Source organism: Mycolicibacterium llatzerense (assembly GCF_000878195.1).
Classification (GTDB): domain Bacteria; phylum Actinomycetota; class Actinomycetes; order Mycobacteriales; family Mycobacteriaceae; genus Mycobacterium; species Mycobacterium llatzerense.
This window is the reverse complement of the sequence record NZ_JXST01000003.1, coordinates 172,869-193,905: the sequence shown is the minus strand read 5'-3', so window position 1 is coordinate 193,905 and position 21,037 is coordinate 172,869. Positions and strand designations below refer to the sequence as shown.

Below are 21,037 nucleotides of genomic sequence, written 5' to 3'. Positions count from 1 at the left end.
CAAAACTACTTCGAGTAGAACTCGACGATCAGCTGCTCGGTGAGCGGCACGACGATCTGGGCGCGCTCGGGCAGCTGGTGCACGAGGATGCGCTGACGCTCGCCGACAACCTGCAGCCACGACGGCACCGGACGATCGCCGGCGACCTCGCGAGCGATCTGGAACGGCAGGGTGTTCAGCGACTTCGACTTGATGTCGATGATGTCGTACTGCGACACCCGGTAGCTCGGGATGTTCACCTTCACACCGTTGACGGTGAAGTGACCGTGGCTGACCAGCTGGCGGGCCATGCGGCGGGTACGGGCCAGACCGGCGCGGTACACGACGTTGTCCAGACGGCTTTCGAGGATCTGCAGCAGGTTCTCACCAGTCTTGCCAGCCTTGCGGTTGGCTTCCTCGTAGTACTTGCGGAACTGCTTCTCCATGACGCCGTAGGTGAAGCGAGCCTTCTGCTTCTCCTGCAGCTGGGTGCGGTATTCGCTCTCCTTGATCCGCGCGCGGCCGTGCTGGCCGGGCGGGTAGGGGCGCTTTTCGAACGACTGATCGTCACCGACGAGGTCGACGCCGAGACGGCGCGACTTGCGGGTGGCGGGTCCGGTATAACGAGCCATTTTTCAGATCCTCCCTAGACCCGGCGCCGCTTGGGCGGACGGCAGCCGTTGTGCGGCTGCGGCGTGACGTCAGAAATCGCGCCAACCTCGAGGCCGGCAGCCTGCAGCGAACGGATCGCGGTCTCGCGGCCCGAACCCGGACCCTTCACGAAGACGTCGACCTTCTTGACACCGTGCTCCTGCGCCTTGCGGGCAGCGTTCTCGGCGGCGAGCTGCGCGGCGAACGGGGTGCTCTTGCGCGAACCCTTGAAGCCGACGTGACCCGACGAGGCCCAGGCAATGACGTTGCCCTGGGGATCGGTGATCGAGACGATGGTGTTGTTGAACGTGCTCTTGATGTGAGCGGCGCCGTGCGGGACGTTCTTCTTTTCCCGGCGACGAGTGGGCTTGCCGCGCTTGGAAGCAGCGCCGGCTTTCTTGGTGGGTGCCATTTACTTACCTGGCCTTCTTCTTGCCGGCGATGGTGCGCTTCGGGCCCTTGCGGGTACGCGCGTTGGTCTTGGTGCGCTGGCCACGCACGGGCAGGCCACGACGGTGGCGCAGGCCCTGGTAGCAACCGATCTCGATCTTGCGACGGATGTCGGCCTGCACCTCGCGGCGCAGGTCACCCTCGACCTTGAGGTTGCCTTCGATGTAGTCGCGCAGCTGGGTCACCTGGTCGTCGGTGAGGTCCTTGGTGCGCAGGTCCCGGTCGATGCTGGTGGCGGCCAGGATTTCCTGGCTGCGGGTACGGCCGATGCCGTAGATGTAGGTCAGCGCGATCTCCATGCGCTTGTCGCGCGGGAGATCAACGCCCATGAGACGTGCCATCAGGCAGTGTTCCTTTTCGTTGCGGAGGTCTGATCCCAGTCCGTTCCCCGTCTTGATCGGGGTCCGGCCTCCGTGCCGGACGTGGTTGAGCGACCTATTCGCTCAGTGGTACTGGGAGGTCTGCATTCAGTTTTGGGTGGTGCCTACTGCTTCGGGGACTAGCCCTGCCGCTGCTTGTGGCGCGGGTCGGAGCAGATGACCATGACCCGCCCGTGCCGGCGGATCACCCTGCACTTGTCGCAGATCGGCTTGACGCTCGGGTTCACCTTCACGACTTAGCGATCCTTTTCTCTGTTCTGAATTGGTAGTGCTTTGGAGATGCGGGGCGCGTTGCTGTACCCGCCGGTAGTGACTCGCTGACGCTCGTCGCTACTTGTAGCGGTAAACGATGCGGCCACGGGACAGGTCGTACGGAGACAGCTCCACTACGACACGGTCCTCCGGCAGGATGCGGATGTAGTGCTGCCGCATCTTGCCGCTGATATGGGCGAGCACCTTGTGACCGTTCTCCAGCTCAATGCGGAACATCGCATTGGGCAGGGGCTCGATCACGCGACCCTCGACCTCGATGGCGCCATCTTTCTTGGCCATACTCTTTGGTAATCCTCTGGTTCTTCGGTTTCGTATCTCATACGCCCGTGCTTGGCGCAGACCCCACCCCGGCTACAAGAACGTGGACTTAATGCCAGGAAATTCCGGGGAACTTCAGAACAGAGCACGCAAAGAGCCGGCGCAGAAGCTGCACCGTTGGTCCACGATACCCGCTCTGACCCCAGGTACCAAAATCAGCGAAGCCCCTCGGCCAACCCCAGGTGCACCCATCGTCTTCGCAAGTCAGGGCGCATAATGAACAGCGATGACTGGACCCGCTTCCCCGGCTCGCAATCCGGTGATTCTCACCGTTGACGATGATCCGGCAGTGTCCCGGGCGGTAGCCCGCGACCTGCGTAAACACTACGGCGCACGCTATCGGATCGTGCGCGCCGAATCAGGACAGGACGCGCTGGTCGCGATCAACGAACTACAGCTACGGGGCGACACCGTGGCGATGTTCATCGCCGACTACCAGATGCCGGAGATGAGCGGCATCGACTTCCTGGAACTGGCCATGGACGTGTTCCCGCTGGCCCGGCGCGTGCTGCTGACCGCGTACGCGGACACCCACGCCGCGATCAACGCCATCAACCTGGTCGACCTGGACCACTACCTGCTCAAGCCGTGGGACCCGCCCGAGGAGAAGCTGTACCCGATCATCGACGGCCTGCTGGAGGCCTGGCATGAGGTCGGCGACCGCGCGGTCCCGCACACGAAGGTGATCGGCCACCGGTGGAATCCCCGCTCGTGGGAGGTCCGCCAGTTCCTGGCCCGCAACCAGCACTACTACCGGGCCTATTCGTCGGACGAGGCCAAGGGCAAGCAGCTGCTGACCGCGGCGGGGCTGGACGGCCTCGAGCTGCCCGTGGTGATCTCCGAGCAGGGCGAGACGCTGGTCCAGCCGACGGACGTGCAGCTGGCCGAGATGCTCGGCCTGGCCACCACACCGTCACTGGACATGTACGACCTGGCCGTCATCGGCGGTGGCCCCGCCGGCCTGGCGGCGGCGGTGTACGGCGCGTCCGAGGGTCTGCGCACGGTCCTGATCGAGCGCACCACCACCGGCGGCCAGGCGGGCCGCAGCTCGCGGATCGAGAACTACCTGGGCTTCGAGACCGGGATCTCGGGCGCCGAACTGACGACGTCGGCCCGCCGGCAGGCCGAGCGCTTCGCCGCCGAGGTCATCACCACCCGCGAGGTCGTCGGGCTGGACGTCTCGGCGCTGGCCAGCAAGACGCTGACCTTCGACGACGGCCAGAGCATCACCGCCCGGTCCGTCATCCTGGCCACTGGCGTCGACTACCGGCATCTGCAGGTGAGCGGGTGTTGGGACAACCCGGAGGACGTCGGCAACAGCTATGTCGGCAACGGCGTCTTCTACGGCGCCTCGGTGTCGCAGGCCTCCGAGTGCGCCGGCGAGGACGTCTACATCGTCGGCGGCGCGAACTCGGCCGGGCAGGCCGCGATGTTCATGTCGCAGCAGGCCAAGTCGGTGACGCTGCTGGTACGCGGACCGTCGCTGGAAGCGTCGATGTCGTACTACCTGATCCAGCAGATCGAGAACACGCCCAACATCAGCGTCCGCACCTGCACCGAGGTGGTCGACACCTGCGGCGAGGACGGGCACCTGACCGGGCTGTGGCTGGTCGACAACAAGACCGACGAGCGAGAGAAGGTCGACTGCTCGCGGCTGTGTTGTTTCATCGGCGCCACCCCGCGCACCCAGTGGCTGGAGAACGCCGGCATCGCCCGCGACGACCACGGCTTCATCCTCACCGGACCGGACCTCAAGGACGTCTGCGGCTGGAACCTCGACCGGCCGCCGCACCACTTGGAAACAAGTGTGCCCGGTGTGTTTGTTGCAGGAGATGTCCGCGCTGAATCGGCCAAACGGGTCGCAGCCGCGGTTGGCGAAGGCTCGATGGCAGTGATGCTGGTGCACCGGTATCTGGCCGAAACGTAGGAGGAGACCGGTATGGGCGAAACGTGCGCGCGTAGTGAACTGAAGACGCTGTTCCTGTTCGAGGCGTTGACCGACGAGCAGTTGGACACGCTGTGCGCCAACGGTCACATCGCGACGTTCGAGCCGGGCCCGGTGTGCACCGAGGGTGAACCGGCCACGTGTTTCTACGTGATGCTCGACGGCGAGCTGGTGATGTCGATGAAGTCCGGTGGCATCGACATCGAGACCAACCGCACGTCCATGCGTGGCGTCTACTGCGGTGCGTGGTCCGCCTACATTCCGGACGAACAACCGGTATATGAGGCGTCGGTGCGGGTGACCAAGCCGTCGCGGTTCTTCGTCCTGGACGCCAACGCCTATGCCGACTTCATGCGCAAGGAATTCCCGATGGCGGTGCACTTGCTGGAGGGGCACAAGGTCGGCGGCCGGCGCGGCCGGCAGATCGTCGGCCAGCGCGAAAAGCTCCTCGCCCTGGGCCAGCTCTCGGCCGGGCTCACACATCAACTGAACAATCCGGCGGCCGCGACCGCCCGCGCCGTCGCCGACCTGCACGACCGGATCGGCAAGATGCGGCACAAGCTGGCCATGCTGGCCGACGGTCAGGTGAGCCCGCAGTCGCTGCGGGTCCTGGTCGGCATCCAAGAAGGCATCGCCGATCAGGTGCTCAAGGCCAGAAACCAGGAGCTGTCCGCCATCGAGGCTTCCGACCGCGAAGACGCGATCGGCGAATGGCTGGAGGATCACGACATCGCATCCGCGTGGGACTACGCACCCACCTTTGTCGACGCCGGCCTGGATGTCGCTTGGCTGGAAGGCATTTCGTCATCCATCGGGTGCGCCGATTCGTCGGCGACGCTGCAGGGCGCACTGGGCTGGCTGAAGTACACCATCGACACCGAGCTGCTGATGTGCGAGATTTCCGAAGCGAGCAAACGGATTTCGACGTTGCTCGCCGGCGCCAAGCAATACTCCCAGATGGATCGGGCCCCGTACCAGAACGCCAACGTGCACGAGCTGCTGCGCAGCACGCTCATGATGTTCGGCGACCGCATCGGCAAGGACGGCACCACCTGCGTCAAGGTGGTCAAGGAATACGACCCGGCCCTGCCCGAATTGCAGTGCTACCCAGCTGATCTCAATCAGGTCTGGACCAACATCATCGACAACGCACTGCAGGCCATGAAGGGCTGCGGTGTGCTGACGATCCGCACCAGGCGTGTCGGCGACACCGTCCGGATCGAGATCAACGACAACGGGCCGGGCATTCCGGCCGACGTCATCGAGCGCATCTTCACCCCGTTCTTCACGACCAAACCGTTCGGCGAAGGCACGGGGCTCGGGCTGGACCTGGCGTGGCGCATCATCTGCGAAAAGCACCACGGGAACATCTACGTCGAGTCCAAACCGGGTGACACCACGTTCATCGTCACGTTGCCCTTGCACGCACCGGCGCCAGAAGAGTTTCCGGCTGCGGCATTGGGATAGTTCGGCTCACCGAGCGCCGAACGGAATAGCCGCCCTCGCCTGGAGGTTGCCGCAGAGGTGACCAAACCAGACCTCGGGCGCTACGGCGTATTCGGACGCGGCGCTACGCCGCAACAGGCAGCAGAAATCGAAGCGCTGGGCTACGGCGCCATCTGGGTCGGTGGTTCACCGCCCGCGGCATTGGACTGGGTCGAGCCACTGCTCGGCGCGACCGAGCGGCTGAAGGTCGCGACGGGCATCGTCAACATCTGGACGGCGGCGGCCGGACCGGTGGCCGAGTCGTTCCACCGCATCAACACCGCCTATCCCGGCCGGTTCCTGCTCGGCATCGGCGTCGGCCATCCCGAGGCCCACACCGAGTACCGCAAGCCCATCGACGCGCTCACCGAATACCTCGACAAGCTCGACGAGTACGGGGTGCCGAAAGAACACCGGGTGGTGGCCGCGCTCGGCCCGCAGGTACTCAAGCTTTCGGCGCGCCGCAGCGCGGGTGCGCACCCGTACCTGACCACTCCGGAGCACACCGAGCAGGCGCGTGAACTCATCGGGCCGGATGCGTTCCTGGCGCCCGAGCACAAGGCGATCCTGACGACGGATGCGGACAAGGCGCGCGCGGTCGGGCGCAAGGCCCTGGAGATTTACCTCAATCTGAACAATTACCTCAACAGCTGGAAGCGGTTGGGGTTCACTGACTCTGACGTCGCCAAGCCCGGCAGTGACCGGCTCGTCGACGCCGTGGTCGCCTACGGCACGGTCGACGCGATCGCCGCCCGACTGAAGCAGCACCTCGACGCCGGCGCCGACCACGTGCCGGTCCAGGTGCTGACGTCGCCGGAGAACTTGGTGCCCGCACTGACCGAACTCGCCGGCCCGCTGGGCCTGCAGTAACTGGAGGGATCACGCATGAGCCAGCTGAACCTGGGCCGCTTCGGGGTGTGGACGTTCGGAGCCCCGCAACCCGAGCAGGCCGCCGAGATCGAGAAACTGGGGTATGGCGCGGTGTGGCCTGGCGGCTCCCCCGCCGGCGACCTGGCGTTCGTCGAGCCGCTGTTGGCCGCGACGGAGAAGCTGCAGGTGGCCACCGGCATCGTCAACGTGTGGACCGCGCCCGCGGCGCAGGTCGCCGAGTCGTATCACCGCATCGAAGCCGCGTATCCGGGGCGGTTCGTTTTGGGTGTCGGCATCGGCCATCCCGAACACACCAAGGAGTACCGGAAGCCGTACGACGTCCTCGTCGAATACCTCGACGAACTGGATGCCGCGGGCGTTCCGGTGACGCGCCGGGTGGTGGCGGCCCTCGGCCCGAAGGTGTTGCGGCTGGCGGCCGATCGCAGTGCCGGCGCACACCCGTACCTGACCACCCCCGAGCACACCGCCGAGGCGCGCACGATCATCGGACCGGACGCATTCCTCGCGCCCGAGCACAAGGTGGTGCTGACCGACGGTTCTGCCGCGGCCGCCGAAGAGGCCCGGGCCATCGGCCGGCAGACCGTCGACTTCTACCTGAATCTCAGTAATTACCTGAACAATTGGCGCCGGCTCGGCTTTTCCGAGGACGACATCGCCAAGCCGGGTAGCGATGCGTTGATCGACGCGGTGGTCGCGCACGGCACGCCCGAAGCCATCGCCGCCCGCCTCACCGAGCATCTCGACGCCGGCGCGGACCACGTGACCATTCAGGTGCTGGGCGGTTGGGACAAGCTGCTGCCGACGCTGACGGCGCTGGCGGGTCCGCTGGGCTTGCGGGGGTAAAACCCAGGCGCTCAGTGCTTTTGGTCTTGATGGTCCTCGTGGTGCTGCTGCAGGATGCGGCGCAGCCAGGTCCAGTGCTGCCGCTGCTGCGTCGGGGTCTCGGCGACGGGCGGCGCGGCGATCGGCTGCGCGGGAGCGACCGCATTCGGCGGGGCGACGACCGGAGCGGTGACGACATTGACCACCGGCACCGGTGCCGGGGCAGCCACGTGATTGACGGTCGGCATCGGGGCCGGAGCCGGCGCCACGTACGGGGCCGATCGGGTGTGGTCGACGACGGCCAACGGCGTCGACGTTGAGTCATCGGCGCCGAGCGCAATCGCGCCGAGCGCGGCAACGACGGTGACCCCGCCGAACAACATCGCGACGAGCGCCACCCGCCTGGTCCGCGGCGTTCTCGTCGATGCGACCGGGGAGGCCGGGGAGGCCGGGAGCGGGCGCTGAACCACAGGTTCTTCCGGTTCGGCCAGTGACCAGGCGAGCGCACCGACCGGCATCGTCGGCGCCCCATGCAGGGTGCCGCTGGCTGCGTCCGATGAGAACTCCAGGTTCGGGAATGTGGCGGTCATGGCGGTGGACATGGCGTGCTCCTGTGTCGTTCTTGCCGGCCCGATCGGGCTGCGCTTACTGGTAGGAGCCGCGAGGCACCCACATCGGGACAACTTTTGGAGAGTTTTTTCGGCGGTTCGGGATCAGCCGGGTCAATAGATCACTGGAGGTGGCGGCGTCGTCGTGGTCACCGGTGCCGGCTCGACGGTGCCGCCGACCGGCGGTCGTGGCCGTGGTGGCCTGGGCGGCAGGGGCCGCGGGGTGGGTGACGGCGATGGTTGTTCGGTGACGACCGGCGGCGTCTGGCTGGGCGACGGCTCTTCGGTGACGGGCGGCCGCGGATGATGTGTCGGTCGCGGCGGTGGCGGAGTCAGCACCGGCGGTGCGGTCGGCGGCAGCGGCACCGGTGCCGGCGTCTGCGGCGGCGGCACCGCTCGTGACGGAAGGGCTGCCGTCGGCTCGGCCGGGCCGGTCACTACGGCGGTCGGCGCGACCGGAGGCGGAGGCGGGACGGTCGTGGTCACCGGGTTTTCGGGCGTCGTGCTGGACGACGGAGTGACGGAGTTGGTGAGCACGTTGGGCGTGACAGGAGCGTTGGTTTCGTACCGCCAGGCGAGGCTCAGCGCCAGCACGATCAGCGGAATGCCGATCAACAGCGACATCGTCAGCATCACGCGACTCGGCGGTTGGGTGGCTGCGGGTTCCCCGTCGGTCCCGTCGGCCGCGGCGAATTGTTCTGTCGCTGCATCCGGCAACGAACCCTGCGCCTGGGTGGGTGCGCTACTCAGGTCCGTGTTGGCGGCGGTCAGCTGAATGTGATTCAGCGTGCGATCACGCAGCCACGTCGGCGCGGGGATGAACAGTGGCGTGCCACCGAGCAGCGCGACCGGGTTGACCATCCGGCGACGGTCCTGATCGCACGTCGGGCAGCTTTCGATGTGACGGGCGATCCGCTTGCGCATCAGGATGGTGAAGGTCCCGTCCCACCCCGCGAGGATTGCGCCCAACTCGGCGCAGTTGTTTCCTTGTTGGCCGCGGCGCGCAACCAGCAGTGCGCCCAGCGAGCGTTCCATGGTGTCGCGCAGCCGCTGCATGATCTTTTTTGCGCTGGCGGTGCTGACGCCCAGCGCCTCGGCGAGCTCGGGCCCGTCCAGTCCGTGGCGGTAACCCAGCTCCAGCACCGCACGGTCCCGGTCGGACAGCCCACCGGCCGCCTCGGCGACCAGGTTGGCCAGTTCGTTTCGGGCCGCCATCGTGTCCGGTCCGGCATCGTCGGACGCCTCGTCGGGCAGGTCTTCGGACGGTTCTTCGCGACGCCGTTGCCGAATCCGGCGCAGCGCCTCGTTCCGCGCGATCGCATACAGCCAGGGGCGCAGTTTGTCGGGTTCCCGCAGCTTGCCCAAAGCCGTTGCCGCGGTGCAGAACACGTCCTGAACGCAGTCCGCGGCGGCATCACGGTCGCGGACCATGCCGACGCAGAAGTCGTGCAGTCGATCTGCGTAGCGGTCGTAGATGCCCGCAAACGCCATGCGATCCCCGGAGAGCGCGGCGCCGACCAAGTCGGCGTCGCTGACGATGTCCCAATCTGGCACTGCGGTCATGAGACGGACTCCCATTGGCGATCGAACGCCGGTATGCACTGATGCTAATCCGGCGAAGGCGAACTGATTTGCCGAATCGATGTGCATCGGCGTCGGGTTCATAAGTTGTGAACGAGAGCAGCGCGGACCCGGTTCAATACCGGGTCCGGCTGCGCGTCGAATTCACGAAGGCGGTGTGCCGCCACGGCCGGTCAGTGGTGGTCGTGATCGTGGTCGTGATCGTGGTCGTGGTGCTTCCAGTCCCAGTTGTGCCAGTAGTAGAAGTCGTGGCAGTGGTCCCAGTCCCACCAGGCCCACGAGCAGTAGTCGTAGCCCCAGTGCTGCGGCGCCGGGACGGACGGCTGCGCCTGTGCGGTGCCCGCAGTCATGCCCAACGCGCCGAGGGCCATGGTGCCGGACAGAAGTGCTGCCGCTGCAGCTCGTTTCGCGAGAGACTGCCGCTTGGCCGGGGTGTTTTTGATGCTCATTTCGCGCTCCTTGTTTGGTGGTGCAGAGGCCCTGTGCGGGCTCTGTCATAGGTAGGAGCGCGACCCCCGGAGCCCGGGGACACTTTTTTCGGCGCAGATCCAAATCGCCGCGGAAAACTTGTCAGACTCGGCTGCCGGTGGTGCTCATACCTGCATGAGCAACTATTCGAATACCCCGTGGAACCCCGACACCGACAACACCATCGCCGCCGACGTCGTCGACGCCGGCCCGCGTTCGGTGACCTTCTCCAGGCTCGCGTACAGCGACGACCCCGACCTGCCCGATGTGGTTGGGGACGACGCCATCGCTGCCGACACCATCGACGACGGCCGCTGGGCCCGACGCCGCGTGGCACTCGCCCTGGGTGGCGCGGCCAGTGTGATCGTGGCATCGGCCGCCGTGGCACTCGCCGCAATCAACTCGGTCGACACCAGCACCTCGGTGACCGCGGCCGGCGGCTCGACTGTCATGCCCGCGGCCGCTCCGGTCGTTCGAGTGGAGCCCCCCTCAGGACTTCCGGCACCCTCCACCGCACAGATCACGGTGGCACCGGTCAATCCGAACGTTCCCGACTACGTCCCCGCGGCCGCGCCGCAGCGGCCGGCAGCGTCGCCCGTCACCGCGGCGCCCGCGGCCGCTCCCGAGATGGCACCACCTGCTCCCGCACCAGAGGAGGTACCTGCCCCGCCCGCACAACCGTTGCCGAGTTTCCCGCCGATCATCATCAATCTGCCGGTTCCGCCGGCGGCGCCGCCGAAGCCGCCGGCACCCAAACCGGATGGGCCGGTACTGAAGGGACCGCTCGCGATTCCGAGCCCCGAGAAAACCCGGCCGGTCAATCCGAACCTGTCCCTGGACGCCGGCTGACATCCTTCAGACCCCCAACACCGCCACGGTGGCCGCAGCCACCGTGGCGGTGTTGGATTTCCCGTTGATCCTGCATCCTGGGCGCAGTTGTCCGAGTGGCGTGCGCCGTCACGTCAGGGTCAACGGTTCCGTGCGCTGAAGTCGCCAACCCGGTCGTGGCCGAGGCGGGGCACAGCCCGCGTCATCTCCGGCCTGAATTACCCGGGTCACCGGTGGGCGGCGGCGGCGCTTCGAACGAGGGCGGCGCAACCGACATCGGCGGACGCGTCACCGGGCCGGGTCTGCTGACCGTGCGCTCCGGCGATGGCGGTGGCGGCGACTGTGGCGGTTCAGCAGCCGGCCAATTCTGTTGTGGCTGCGGTTGCAGACTCGTGGCCACCGGCGGCGGTGCGGCGGACTTGGTCGACACCCCGGGCACCAGCGGCCCAGGCGCGCTGGACGGCGACGACGCGCTCCGCGGCGTGCCCGGCGGAGCTGAAAGCGGCGTCGTGGCAGGCGTTTCCAGGGGAACCGTGATGCCGCTATCGGCCGGTTCGCGGTCCTCGCGACCAGGCCCGGCGAACGTCCAGATCAGAGCGCCCAACAGCAGCACCAGCGCACCAACGGCCAGGCTGATCGGCAGCACCGGACGGCGGCGCCGCTCCTCCGCCGGCACAGTGTCAGCGCCCGCCGGGGCCGCATCAGCGCCGTCGGCCAAATCCGTTGTCAGGCAGACCAACTGAATGTCCGCAAGCGTGGCATCCCGAAGTTCCTTCGGGGCCGGAATGAAGGGCGCCGCACCAAGTAGCGCCGCTGGGCTCACCCGGCGGCACCGTTCGGATTCACACTCGGGACACGATTCGATGTGCCGGGCGATGCGCTTGCGCATCAAGACCGTCATCGTTCCGTCCCAACCATCAAGCACTGCAGCAAGATCCGGGCATCGCCCCGGATCCTGCCGCGTCTGCCGCGCCACCAGCAGCGCACCGAGCGAGCGGCCGACCATTTCCCGTGCCCGATGCGTCAGGGTGTTGGCGGTCGCCGGACTGACGCCGAGCGCCTTGCCGAGTTCCGGTCCGTCGAGGCCGTGCCGATAACTCAATTCGATGACCTCACGGTCCCGCTCCGACAGGCCGCCACAGGCCTCCCGGATCAATTGGGCCAGGTCGTCCTGCTCAGCGAGAGCATCTGGACCGGCCTCGCCCGAGGCACCATCCAGGTACTCGTCGTCGGCCGGTTGCTCGAACTTGCGGCGCTGAATGTGCCGCAATGCCTGCGACCGCGACACCGCATACAACCACGGCCGCAGCTTCTCGGGCTGACGGAGCTTCGACAGCCCGGTCGCTGCAGTACAGAACGCCTCGTGCACACAGTCGGCGGCGGCGTCACTGTCGCGCACCATGCGCACGACGAAGTCGTTGAGCCGGTCCGCGTAGCGGTCGTAGATCGCGGCGAACGCCGCGCGGTCGCCCGAGGCGGCCGCGCGGGCAAGGTCCTCGTCGGGCGCTTCGTCCCAGTCGACAAGCGCGCTCATTGGCGCGGTTCTCCCATGCTCAGTAGTAGTAGCCCGGGTAAATACCGGTGTCACCGTTGTCGCAGTTGACGTTGATGTCCCAGAACCTGTTGAGCGGAACGCCCGGAACGAAGAAGCCTGCCTCGCCGGCTGAATTCTGGTAGGCCCTGGTGGTGAACCAGTCCGAGGTGTAGGTGCACCAGGTACCCCCGCTGCCGCCGCTCCAACCGATCCAGATGCCGCCGTAGTGCGGCACCGGATTCACGCCCAACGGGTTCGCGTGCGCGGTACCGGCACCCGCCAGAGCTGCCGGAATTGCTACTGCCGCGGCAATTCCAGCAACCAATCGATTCAACTTCGCAGCCATTGTGGTCCGCCTTTCCTACGCTCGGCCCGGTTGGCCTCGCCTGCATGTAGGAGCATCTCGCCGCATCAATCCTGACAAGTTTTTCGGCAATTGGTCAGGCAACCGCAAAGAAGTCGGGTATTTCGAATCTCCCCCTGAGCAACCACAGCGGGCTACCGCGATCGAGGCCATGTCGCTACCCCCTTGCCAACACCCACCCCAAATTACTAGGATATGCAAGTATCTCGGCGCGCGAGTCGAGGAACCCGAACTCTCTTTGGACGGATGTCATGACCACCCAGATTCCGCACTTCATCAACGGCCAGCGCACCACCGGCGAATCCACCCGCACCGCCGACGTGCTCAACCCCAGCACCGGCCAGACCCAGGCCCAGGTGCTGCTGGCATCGGTAGCCGACGTCGACACCGCAGTGGCGGGTGCCGTTGTCGCGCAACGGGAATGGGCTTCCTGGAACCCGCAGCGCCGCTCGCGGGTGCTGATGAAGTTCATCGACCTGGTCAACCAGAACAGGGAAGAGCTGGCCCGCCTGCTGTCCCTGGAACACGGCAAGACCTTCGAGGACTCGCTCGGCGACATCCAGCGCGGCGTCGAGGTGATCGAGTTCGCCGTCGGCATCCCGCACCTGATGAAGGGCGAGTTCACCGAGGGCGCCGGTTCCGGCATCGACGTGTACTCGATGCGCCAGCCCCTCGGCGTCGTCGCCGGCATCACCCCGTTCAACTTCCCGGCCATGATCCCGCTCTGGAAGGCCGGCCCGGCTCTGGCCTGCGGCAACGCCATCATCATCAAGCCGTCCGAGCGCGACCCCTCGGTGCCGCTGCGCCTGGCCGAGCTGTTCATCGAGGCGGGCCTGCCCGCCGGCGTCCTGCAGGTCGTCAACGGCGACAAGGAGGCCGTCGACGCCATCCTGCAGCACCCGGACGTCAAGGCCGTCGGCTTCGTCGGCAGCACCGACATCGCGCAGTACATCTACTCGACTGCCGCCGCCAACGGTAAGCGCGCACAGTGCTTCGGTGGCGCCAAGAACCACATGATCGTGATGCCCGACGCCGACCTGGACCAGGCCGTCGACGCGTTGATCGGCGCGGGTTACGGCAGCGCCGGCGAGCGGTGCATGGCCATCAGCGTCGCGGTGCCCGTTGGCGAGGAGACCGCAAACCGGTTGCGCAACAAGCTCGTTGAGCGTGTCAACCAGCTGCGCGTCGGCCACAGCCTGGACCCGAAGGCCGACTACGGCCCACTGGTCACCGGCGCGGCGCTGGAGCGGGTGCGCAACTACATCGGCCAGGGCGTGGACGCCGGCGCGGAGTTGGTGGTCGACGGCCGCGAACGCGCCAGCGACGACCTGACGTTCGACGATGCCGACCTGTCCGGCGGCTTCTTCATGGGCCCCACCCTGTTCGACCACGTCACCCCCGACATGTCGATCTACACCGACGAAATCTTCGGCCCGGTCCTGGTCATCGTGCGCGCCCACGACTACGAGGAGGCGCTGCGCCTGCCGTCGGAGCACGAGTACGGCAACGGCGTCGCGGTGTTCACCCGCGACGGCGACACCGCCCGCGACTTCGTCTCGCGCGTGCAGGTCGGCATGGTCGGCGTCAACGTGCCGATCCCGGTTCCGGTGTCCTACCACAGCTTTGGCGGCTGGAAGCGCTCCGGCTTCGGTGACCTCAACCAGTACGGGACGGCGTCGATCCAGTTCTACACCAAGGTCAAGACCGTCACCGAGCGCTGGCCGTCGGGCATCAAGGACGGGGCCGAGTTCTCGATCCCGACCTTCAAGTAAGGCCCGGCGTTGAGCATCGATCTTTTCGGACTGGACGACGACGAACGCGTGATCGCCGAGACGGCGGCCGCGTTCGCCGAAAAGCGGCTGGCACCAAACGCTTTGGCGTGGGATGCCGACGATCACTTCCCCACCGATGTGCTGCGGGAAGCGGCCGAGCTCGGCATGGCGGCCATCTACTGCAGTGACGACGTGGGCGGCAGCGGGCTGCGACGGTTGGACGGGGTGCGGATCTTCGAGCAGCTCGCCACCGCGGACCCGACCATCGCGGCGTTCCTGTCGATCCACAACATGTGCGCCTGGATGGTGGACAGCTACGGCACGCCGGAACAGCGCAAGACCTGGCTGCCGAAGCTGGCCTCGATGGAGGCCATCGCCAGCTACTGCCTGACCGAGCCGGGCGCCGGCAGCGACGCGGCGGCCTTGCGCACCAAGGCCGTTCGCGACGGCGACTACTACGTGCTGGACGGGGTCAAGCAGTTCATCTCCGGCGCGGGCGTCTCCGACGTCTACGTGGTGATGGCCCGGACGGGTGCAGACGGACCGCGCGGGATCTCCGCGTTCATCGTCGAAAAAGACACGCCCGGACTGAGTTTCGGCGCCAACGAGGAGAAGATGGGCTGGCATGCCCAGCCCACCGCCCAGGTGATCCTGGAAGGTGTGCGGGTGCCCGCCGAAGCCATGCTCGGCGGTTCGGACGGCGAGGGCACCGGCTTCTCCATCGCGATGAACGGCCTCAACGGCGGTCGCATCAACATCGCCGCCTGCTCGCTGGGCGGCGCGCAGGCGGCCTACGACAAGGCCCTGGGCTACCTGGCCTCGCGCGAGGCGTTCGGTGCGGCGCTGATCGACGAGCCCACCATCCGGTTCACCCTCGCCGATATGGCGACGACCTTGGAAACCTCGCGAAACATGTTGTGGCGGGCGGCAACTGCGCTCGACACCAACAATCCGCGCAAGGTCGAACTGTGCGCCATGGCCAAACTGCACGTCACCGAGGCCTGCTACACGGTGGCCGACCAGGCGTTGCAGTTACACGGCGGCTACGGCTACCTGCGCGAGTACGGGTTGGAGAAGATCGTCCGCGATCTCCGGGTGCACCGCATCCTGGAGGGGACGAACGAGATCATGCGCGTGGTCATCGGGCGGGCTGCCTCGACCGCCGCACGCAATTGAGCGATTTGTGCACGAAAATCCGCGATGAGCGCGGGAAATCGTGCATAAATCGCGGAGAACTAGGGAGGACGAACTGATGGCGACGATTGCATTCCTGGGCCTGGGCCACATGGGCGGCCCGATGGCGGCGAACCTGATCGCGGCCGGGCACACCGTGCACGGCTTCGACCCGGTCCCGGCCGCGGCACAGGCGGCGCGGGACCACGGCGCGACCACCTTCGCCAGCGGCCGGGAGGCGGTGGCCGGCGCCGACGTCGTCATCACCATGCTGCCCAACGGCGACCTGGTGAAGAGCTGCTACGCCGACGTCATGCCGGCGGCCGCCCCCGGCACGCTGTTCATCGACTCCTCCACCATCTCGGTCGACGATGCCCGCGAGGTGCACCGGCTGGCCCTCGAGCACGGCTTCGCCCAACTGGACGCCCCGGTGTCCGGCGGCGTGAAGGGCGCGACGGCCGGCACGCTGGCGTTCATGGTCGGCGGCGAGCCCGAGGCCGTCGAGCGCGGACGCACGGTCCTCGAGCCCATGGCCGGCAAGATCATCCACTGTGGCGCGTCCGGCGCGGGCCAGGCCGCCAAGGTGTGCAACAACATGGTGCTCGCCGTCCAGCAGATCGCCATCGGTGAGGCCTTCGTGCTCGCCGAGCACCTCGGCCTGGACAAGCAGTCGCTGTTCGACGTGATCACCGGGGCGACCGGCAACTGCTGGGCCGTACAGGTGAACTGTCCGGTGCCCGGGCCGGTGCCCACTTCCCCCGCGAACAACGATTTCCAGCCCGGCTTCGCCACCGCGCTGATGAACAAGGACCTGGGTCTGGCGATGGCTGCGGTGCGCTCGACGGGGTCGTCGGCACCCCTCGGCAGCCATGCCGCGGACATCTACGCAAAGTTTGCCGCCGAGCATGCCGATCTTGACTTCAGTGCGGTAATCAATCTGCTCCGTCAATGACGCCGCCCCACCATCACCGCACGTCACAGTGGTGTTCGTTAGTTAACTGTGACACCGCGCGCATTAGGGCATAGGATGCGTGGGTCGCACAGGGAGGATTCGCGCCGCATGACTTTCAAATTTTCCGCCAAGGGGGCAACGGCCTCGGCTACGGCGATTGCTGTGGCGTTTTTCGGAGCCGGCATCGCCATCGCATCGCCAGGTCCGGTGACCCCGAACAACCCGGGTACCGATCCGTCGCAGCCGACGCAGACCCAGCAGGCCAGCAAGAACAACGAGTCGGCCACCACCCCTTCGGGTGACCTCGGCACGGCCAGCAGCAAGACCGTCTCCAGCTCGACCTCGAGCTCGGGCGGCGGTCTGACCGGCAAGACGGCGCGCAACAACGACAACGGCCTGGACTGGGGCGACGACTGGAGCCTGGGCGGCTTCCCGCCCATCAACCTGTCGAGCATGCAGCCGCCGGAGGCCACCGTCGCGATTCCGCTGTCGCTCGGCCTGCCCGGCCTGAGCCTGCCCAGCCTCGTGATCGACGCCGGCCTGGGTGGCCTGGTCACCGGCCTCGGTGGCCTGCTGCTGAACGCCGCTGCTGCCGGGGTGCCCGCTGCGGCGGTGCCCACCGCCGCGTCCGCCGTGGCTCCGGCCGCGACCGCCGCCACCTTCGGCACGCTGTCCGCCGTCGGCGACATCGCGAAGGTCTCCTCCGCCGCCGCCGCGCCGGCACTCTCGGTTCCCGCCATGGCCGCTCCGGCAGTGGCTGCCCCCAGCCTCGGCGGCCTGCCGGCCATCGGCGCACCGGCCATCGGTTCGCTCGGTGCGCTGGCCGCGCCGAAGCTGCCCGGTATCGGCCTGCCGAAGCTGCCGAACGCCGGCCTGCCGGAAATGCCGGACTTCACCAAGCTGGGTGCCCCCAAGCTCCCCAAGCCGGAAGACCTGCCCCACCCGGAGATCGGCTTGCCGAAGGCGCCGAAGATCGGCATGCCGGACATCCCGCACCCGCAGATCGGCTTCCCGCCGCACCCGCGGATCTTCCCGAAGATCGGCCTGCCGAAGATCAGCCTGCCGTGGTTCTGAGCCGTTGAAAGAGGCGGGGCCTGAAGCCCCGCCTCGACAATTGAAAAGTTGTGACGAACTGGTGGTCAGCCCTGGGCTGACCACCAGTTTTTGTGTAGGCGCTCGCATCCGGCGGCCATCAGACCGTCGTACTCTGCGCGCACCTGGGCCGCCCCGGGGAATTCGTGGCCGGCCGAATAGCCGGTCGTGATCACCAGCGTGGCCAGCTTGGCGGCCCGTGCCGCGCGGAAACCGCGGACGCCGCCCGCCACCGCCAGCGCGCTCTCCGGCCCCAGACCCAGCTCCCACAACGCGTGGCCGTGCAGATCGGGGTCACGGGTCGGATGCGGCAGATCTTCGGGCGTCACGATGGTTTCGGCGATGCCGTCGCCCAGCAGCTGCCGGACCAGCGGCTCCACCCACGAGCGCGCACCGGTGCTCACCACTGCGACCGAGATCCCGGCGCCGAACAGCCCGGCCGCCAGATCCGCGAGGCCGTTGCGCGGGCTCACGTCGCCATCGAGCACCGACGCCTCGAACAGGTCGGTCTTGGTGCGGTACACATGGGCCGCGATCTCGGTGCTGACCCGCCCGTAGCCGCGCCGGCGCAGTGCCGAGGCGACGCGACGCTGTTCGTCGGCGATGCGGACCAGCCGGCCGTATTCGGCGACCGACCAGGAGATGTCCAGCCCGTGCGCGGCGAATGCGGCGTTGAACGCCACCCGGTGTGCATCGCGCTCGACATCGGCCAGCGCACCGTCCAGGTCGAAGATCACCGCACGCAGCGGATCGATCACGGCATGGGCCGGGCGCGCCACATCCCACCAGAACGTGCGCTCCACACAACTCACCGACATGGCTACCAGCGTGTCCTACGTCACACACCCCGGGCCTCCCCCCAATGGGGGATTGGGCGGGCGAGATTGCCGACGGACTTTCTCCGGCAGTCCACAGCCGGTCCTGCCGACCAGCGCCGAATCGCCGCTCTAAGGTGATGCCATGAGCACCAGCGAGAAGCCGCAGGCGGATCGCGCATGACGGCTGAACCCGAAGCCGACACTGCGCCGGTTCGGCTGATCCTGGTCGACGACCACGAAATGGTCATCGAGGGACTCAAGGCCATGCTGGCCGCTTTCAGCGACCGGGTACGGGTGGTCGGCCAGGCCGTCGGGGCCGAACGCGCCGCCGCCGTGGTCGACGAACTGCAGCCCGACATCGTGCTGTGCGACGTCCGGATGCAGGGCGCCAGCGGCCTGGACCTGTGCCGTGAGCTGCGGGAACGCGATCCGGAACGCAAGGTGGTCATGCTGTCGGTGTACGACGACGAGCAGTACCTGTACCAGGCACTTCGGGTCGGCGCGTCGGGGTATCTGCTCAAGAGCATCAGCAGTGACGACCTGGTCCGTCAGCTCGAGCTGGTGCACGGCGGCGCGACCGCCATCGACCCGAGCATGGCCGCGCGCGCTGCCGACACCGCCGCCCGCATGCAGCGTGACGAGTTCTGGCCCGGTGCCCGGCAGGGCCTCACCCAGCGCGAAAGCGAGATCCTGTCGTTCGTCGTCGACGGCCTGTCCAACCGCGGCATCGCGACGCGGCTGGTGATCGGCGAGGAGACCGTCAAGAGTCACCTGCGCGCGATCTATCGCAAGCTCGACGTCAGCGACCGGGCGGGCGCGGTGGCCACCGCGCTGCGGGAGGGCATCTACCGATGACGCCGCGCAATGAGGTTTTGACCGCCGACCGCGAACTGGCCCTGTTGCGCGAACTGATCCAGGCCGCCTCGAGCGGTCCCGGCGTCGAGCCGCTGGCCGCGGCGGCCGCCCGGATGATCACCGCGGCCACCGGCACCGACGTCTGCTTCGTTCACGTGCTCGACGACACCGAACGGTCGCTGACCCTGACGGGCGCCACGCCGCCGTTCGACCAGGAGGTCGGCAAGATCCGGCTACCGCTGGGCGAAGGCGTCTCGGGGTGGGTGGCCAGCAATCGCGAACCCGTGGTGATCAGCCACGACAAGGAATCCGACCCGCGCTACCGGCCGTTCGAATCGCTGCGCGGCAGTGACTTCGCGTCCATGGTGTCGGTGCCGATGGAGACCGACCCGGGTGGGCTGGTCGGCGTGCTCAACGTGCACACCGTCGAACGCCGGGAGTTCAGCGCCCGCGACGTGGAGCTGCTGCTGGTCATCGGCCGGCTGATCGCCGGGGCCATGCATCAGGCCCGGCTGCACCGCCAGCTGGTGGCCCGCGAGCGCGCCCACGAGAATTTCGTCGAGCAGGTCATCGAAGCCCAGGAGATCGAGCGCCGCCGCCTGGCCGGTGATATCCACGACGGCATTTCGCAGCGGCTGGTGACCCTGTCCTACCGGCTCGATGCAGCCAGCCGGGCGGTCGGCTCGGACACCGCCGTCGCGGCCGAGCAGCTGACGTTGGCCCGCGAACTCGTGGATCTGACCCTCGGCGAGGCCCGGGCCGCCATCGGGAACCTGCGCCCACCGGTCCTCGACGACCTGGGGCTGGCCGGCGGGCTGGCGAGCCTGGCACGGTCCATCGGCCAACTCGACGTCGACGTGGAACTGGCCGACGTCCGGCTGCCCGACCACATCGAGCTGGCGTTGTACCGGATCGCCCAGGAGTGCCTGCAGAACGTCGTGAAGCACGCCCACGCCAGCAACGCGCTGCTGAAGTTCGCGGCCGACGCCGAACATGCGCGGCTCGAGATCATCGACAACGGCATCGGTTTCGACACCTTCGAGCGCCCGCTGGGCGCCGACGAGACGGGCGGCTACGGGTTGTTGTCGATGGCAGAACGCGCCGAGATCGTCGGCGGCCGGCTGAACATCCGGTCGCGGCCCGGCTCGGGGACCATCGTCACCGCGACCATCCCGCTCACCACGGTGCGCGAGCAGACATAAAACTGTCGATTTCAGTGGCAAAAGCGACAGTTTTGTGTCTGCTCGCGATCAGAAGTCTCCGGCGTTGCGGCGCAGCGTCTCGATGGCTGTCACCAGCGCCTCCGACTGACTGTCGGACATTCCGACGTCGGCGAAGACTTCCTTGTTCAGCGTGACCGTGGCGTCCTCGACCGTCGAGCGGCCCACCTCGGTCAGTTGCACCAGCGTGGTCCGGCCGTCCGTCGGGTGCGGCACCCGCTCGACGAGGCCGTCGGCTTCCAGCCGCCGGATCGCGTGGGTGACGCTGGTGACGTGCACCTGCAGCCGGTCCGACGCCTTGGTGATCGGCAGTGCGCCGCTGCCGCTGAACGCCAGCAGCCGCAGCAGTTCATAGCGGGAAAAGCTCAGGTCATACGGCCGCAGCGCGGTCTCGACCCGGGCCAGCAGGATCTGGTGGGCGCGCATCACGGACGTCACGGCGACCATGCCGTCGGCGACGTCGCCCCAGCCGGCCCGCTCCCAGTTGGCCCGGGCCCGGGCGATGGGGTCACTGCTCACGCCTCATTCTTACCGCACCGCATACTCGCCGGCGCTGCGCTCGCCCAGTTGGCCACGGA

At 67.5% G+C, this 21,037-nt stretch carries 23 protein-coding genes; 11 read left to right on the top strand and 12 right to left on the bottom strand.

What is annotated here, in order from left to right; translation table 11 throughout:
• Nucleotides 1-5 precede the first annotated feature (5 nt).
• The 5 genes from rpsD to infA form a co-directional block, all read right to left on the bottom strand.
• Nucleotides 6-611: a 30S ribosomal protein S4 gene (gene rpsD, locus TL10_RS03350; protein WP_043401870.1), complete on the bottom strand. Its 606-nt coding sequence runs from the start codon at nt 609-611 to the stop codon at nt 6-8.
• A 14-nt stretch (nt 612-625) separates the two neighbouring features.
• Entirely contained in the window at nt 626-1,042 is a 417-nt protein-coding gene (gene rpsK / locus TL10_RS03345) for a 30S ribosomal protein S11 (protein ID WP_020101461.1), read from the bottom strand.
• A 4-nt stretch (nt 1,043-1,046) separates the two neighbouring features.
• The gene (gene rpsM / locus TL10_RS03340; RefSeq protein ID WP_043401867.1) at nt 1,047-1,421 is read right to left on the bottom strand and encodes a 30S ribosomal protein S13; all 375 of its coding nucleotides are present in this window, start codon (nt 1,419-1,421) and stop codon (nt 1,047-1,049) included.
• Between the two features lie 158 nt (nt 1,422-1,579).
• Nucleotides 1,580-1,693, bottom strand: a complete 114-nt coding sequence (gene rpmJ, locus TL10_RS03335; protein ID WP_003879483.1) for a 50S ribosomal protein L36 — start codon at nt 1,691-1,693, stop codon at nt 1,580-1,582.
• A 97-nt stretch (nt 1,694-1,790) separates the two neighbouring features.
• Nucleotides 1,791-2,012 carry a translation initiation factor IF-1 gene (infA, locus tag TL10_RS03330; RefSeq protein ID WP_003886926.1) on the bottom strand — a complete coding sequence of 74 codons (222 nt, stop codon included), beginning with the start codon at nt 2,010-2,012 and terminating at the stop codon, nt 1,791-1,793.
• Nucleotides 2,013-2,277: 265 nt separating this feature from the next.
• Between infA and TL10_RS03325 the strand changes: the two genes are divergently transcribed.
• The 4 genes from TL10_RS03325 to TL10_RS03310 are packed head-to-tail and all read left to right on the top strand — an operon-like array spanning nt 2,278 to nt 7,215.
• Complete coding sequence (locus tag TL10_RS03325; RefSeq protein ID WP_043401863.1) at nt 2,278-3,978, top strand: NAD(P)/FAD-dependent oxidoreductase; 1,701 nt, start codon at nt 2,278-2,280, stop codon at nt 3,976-3,978.
• Nucleotides 3,979-3,990: 12 nt separating this feature from the next.
• Nucleotides 3,991-5,463 carry an ATP-binding protein gene (locus TL10_RS03320; RefSeq protein WP_043984472.1) on the top strand — a complete coding sequence of 491 codons (1,473 nt, stop codon included), beginning with the start codon at nt 3,991-3,993 and terminating at the stop codon, nt 5,461-5,463.
• A 57-nt stretch (nt 5,464-5,520) separates the two neighbouring features.
• Nucleotides 5,521-6,351, top strand: coding sequence for an LLM class F420-dependent oxidoreductase (locus TL10_RS03315; RefSeq protein ID WP_043401858.1), 831 nt, complete (start codon nt 5,521-5,523; stop codon nt 6,349-6,351).
• Nucleotides 6,352-6,366: 15 nt separating this feature from the next.
• Nucleotides 6,367-7,215 (top strand): LLM class F420-dependent oxidoreductase, encoded by an 849-nt coding sequence (locus TL10_RS03310; RefSeq protein ID WP_043984471.1) that lies wholly within the window; start codon nt 6,367-6,369, stop codon nt 7,213-7,215.
• A gap of 11 nt (nt 7,216-7,226) precedes the next feature.
• Here the strand turns inward: TL10_RS03310 and TL10_RS03305 are convergent, their stop codons facing one another.
• The 3 genes from TL10_RS03305 to TL10_RS30865 all read right to left on the bottom strand — a co-directional run bounded on the left by TL10_RS03305 (nt 7,227) and on the right by TL10_RS30865 (nt 9,832).
• The gene (locus TL10_RS03305) at nt 7,227-7,796 is read right to left on the bottom strand and encodes a hypothetical protein (RefSeq protein ID WP_043984470.1); all 570 of its coding nucleotides are present in this window, start codon (nt 7,794-7,796) and stop codon (nt 7,227-7,229) included.
• Between the two features lie 120 nt (nt 7,797-7,916).
• A complete protein-coding gene (locus TL10_RS31605) occupies nt 7,917-9,365 on the bottom strand; it encodes an RNA polymerase sigma factor (protein WP_043984469.1) in 1,449 nt (482 codons plus the stop codon).
• A gap of 191 nt (nt 9,366-9,556) precedes the next feature.
• Nucleotides 9,557-9,832, bottom strand: a complete 276-nt coding sequence (locus TL10_RS30865) for a hypothetical protein (protein ID WP_043984468.1) — start codon at nt 9,830-9,832, stop codon at nt 9,557-9,559.
• A 154-nt stretch (nt 9,833-9,986) separates the two neighbouring features.
• Here TL10_RS30865 and TL10_RS03290 point away from each other — a divergent pair, with 154 nt between their 5' ends.
• Entirely contained in the window at nt 9,987-10,700 is a 714-nt protein-coding gene (locus tag TL10_RS03290; RefSeq protein ID WP_043984467.1) for a hypothetical protein, read from the top strand.
• Nucleotides 10,701-10,881: 181 nt separating this feature from the next.
• Here the strand turns inward: TL10_RS03290 and TL10_RS31600 are convergent, their stop codons facing one another.
• Nucleotides 10,882-12,213: an RNA polymerase sigma factor gene (locus tag TL10_RS31600; protein ID WP_052506289.1), complete on the bottom strand. Its 1,332-nt coding sequence runs from the start codon at nt 12,211-12,213 to the stop codon at nt 10,882-10,884.
• Between the two features lie 19 nt (nt 12,214-12,232).
• On the bottom strand, nt 12,233-12,559 hold the full coding sequence (locus TL10_RS03280) for a hypothetical protein (protein WP_131630669.1): 327 nt from the start codon (nt 12,557-12,559) through the stop codon (nt 12,233-12,235).
• A 269-nt stretch (nt 12,560-12,828) separates the two neighbouring features.
• On the opposite strand from TL10_RS03280, the gene TL10_RS03275 reads away from it, so the two are divergent.
• The 4 genes from TL10_RS03275 to TL10_RS03260 all read left to right on the top strand — a co-directional run bounded on the left by TL10_RS03275 (nt 12,829) and on the right by TL10_RS03260 (nt 17,548).
• On the top strand, nt 12,829-14,349 hold the full coding sequence (locus TL10_RS03275) for a CoA-acylating methylmalonate-semialdehyde dehydrogenase (RefSeq protein ID WP_043401837.1): 1,521 nt from the start codon (nt 12,829-12,831) through the stop codon (nt 14,347-14,349).
• A 15-nt stretch (nt 14,350-14,364) separates the two neighbouring features.
• On the top strand, nt 14,365-15,525 hold the full coding sequence (locus TL10_RS03270) for an acyl-CoA dehydrogenase family protein (RefSeq protein WP_043984516.1): 1,161 nt from the start codon (nt 14,365-14,367) through the stop codon (nt 15,523-15,525).
• A 76-nt stretch (nt 15,526-15,601) separates the two neighbouring features.
• Nucleotides 15,602-16,474, top strand: a complete 873-nt coding sequence (gene mmsB / locus TL10_RS03265; RefSeq protein ID WP_043401834.1) for a 3-hydroxyisobutyrate dehydrogenase — start codon at nt 15,602-15,604, stop codon at nt 16,472-16,474.
• A 108-nt stretch (nt 16,475-16,582) separates the two neighbouring features.
• On the top strand, nt 16,583-17,548 hold the full coding sequence (locus TL10_RS03260; protein WP_131630668.1) for a hypothetical protein: 966 nt from the start codon (nt 16,583-16,585) through the stop codon (nt 17,546-17,548).
• Nucleotides 17,549-17,613: 65 nt separating this feature from the next.
• Here the strand turns inward: TL10_RS03260 and TL10_RS03255 are convergent, their stop codons facing one another.
• Nucleotides 17,614-18,384 carry an HAD family hydrolase gene (locus TL10_RS03255; RefSeq protein ID WP_043984466.1) on the bottom strand — a complete coding sequence of 257 codons (771 nt, stop codon included), beginning with the start codon at nt 18,382-18,384 and terminating at the stop codon, nt 17,614-17,616.
• Between the two features lie 177 nt (nt 18,385-18,561).
• Between TL10_RS03255 and TL10_RS03250 the strand changes: the two genes are divergently transcribed.
• Nucleotides 18,562-19,239 (top strand): response regulator, encoded by a 678-nt coding sequence (locus TL10_RS03250; protein WP_043984465.1) that lies wholly within the window; start codon nt 18,562-18,564, stop codon nt 19,237-19,239.
• Entirely contained in the window at nt 19,236-20,441 is a 1,206-nt protein-coding gene (locus TL10_RS03245; protein WP_043401823.1) for a GAF domain-containing sensor histidine kinase, read from the top strand. Before TL10_RS03250 ends, TL10_RS03245 begins: the two co-directional genes overlap by 4 nt.
• A gap of 48 nt (nt 20,442-20,489) precedes the next feature.
• Here the strand turns inward: TL10_RS03245 and TL10_RS03240 are convergent, their stop codons facing one another.
• Nucleotides 20,490-20,978 (bottom strand): MarR family winged helix-turn-helix transcriptional regulator, encoded by a 489-nt coding sequence (locus TL10_RS03240; protein WP_043984464.1) that lies wholly within the window; start codon nt 20,976-20,978, stop codon nt 20,490-20,492.
• Nucleotides 20,979-21,037 lie beyond the last annotated feature (59 nt).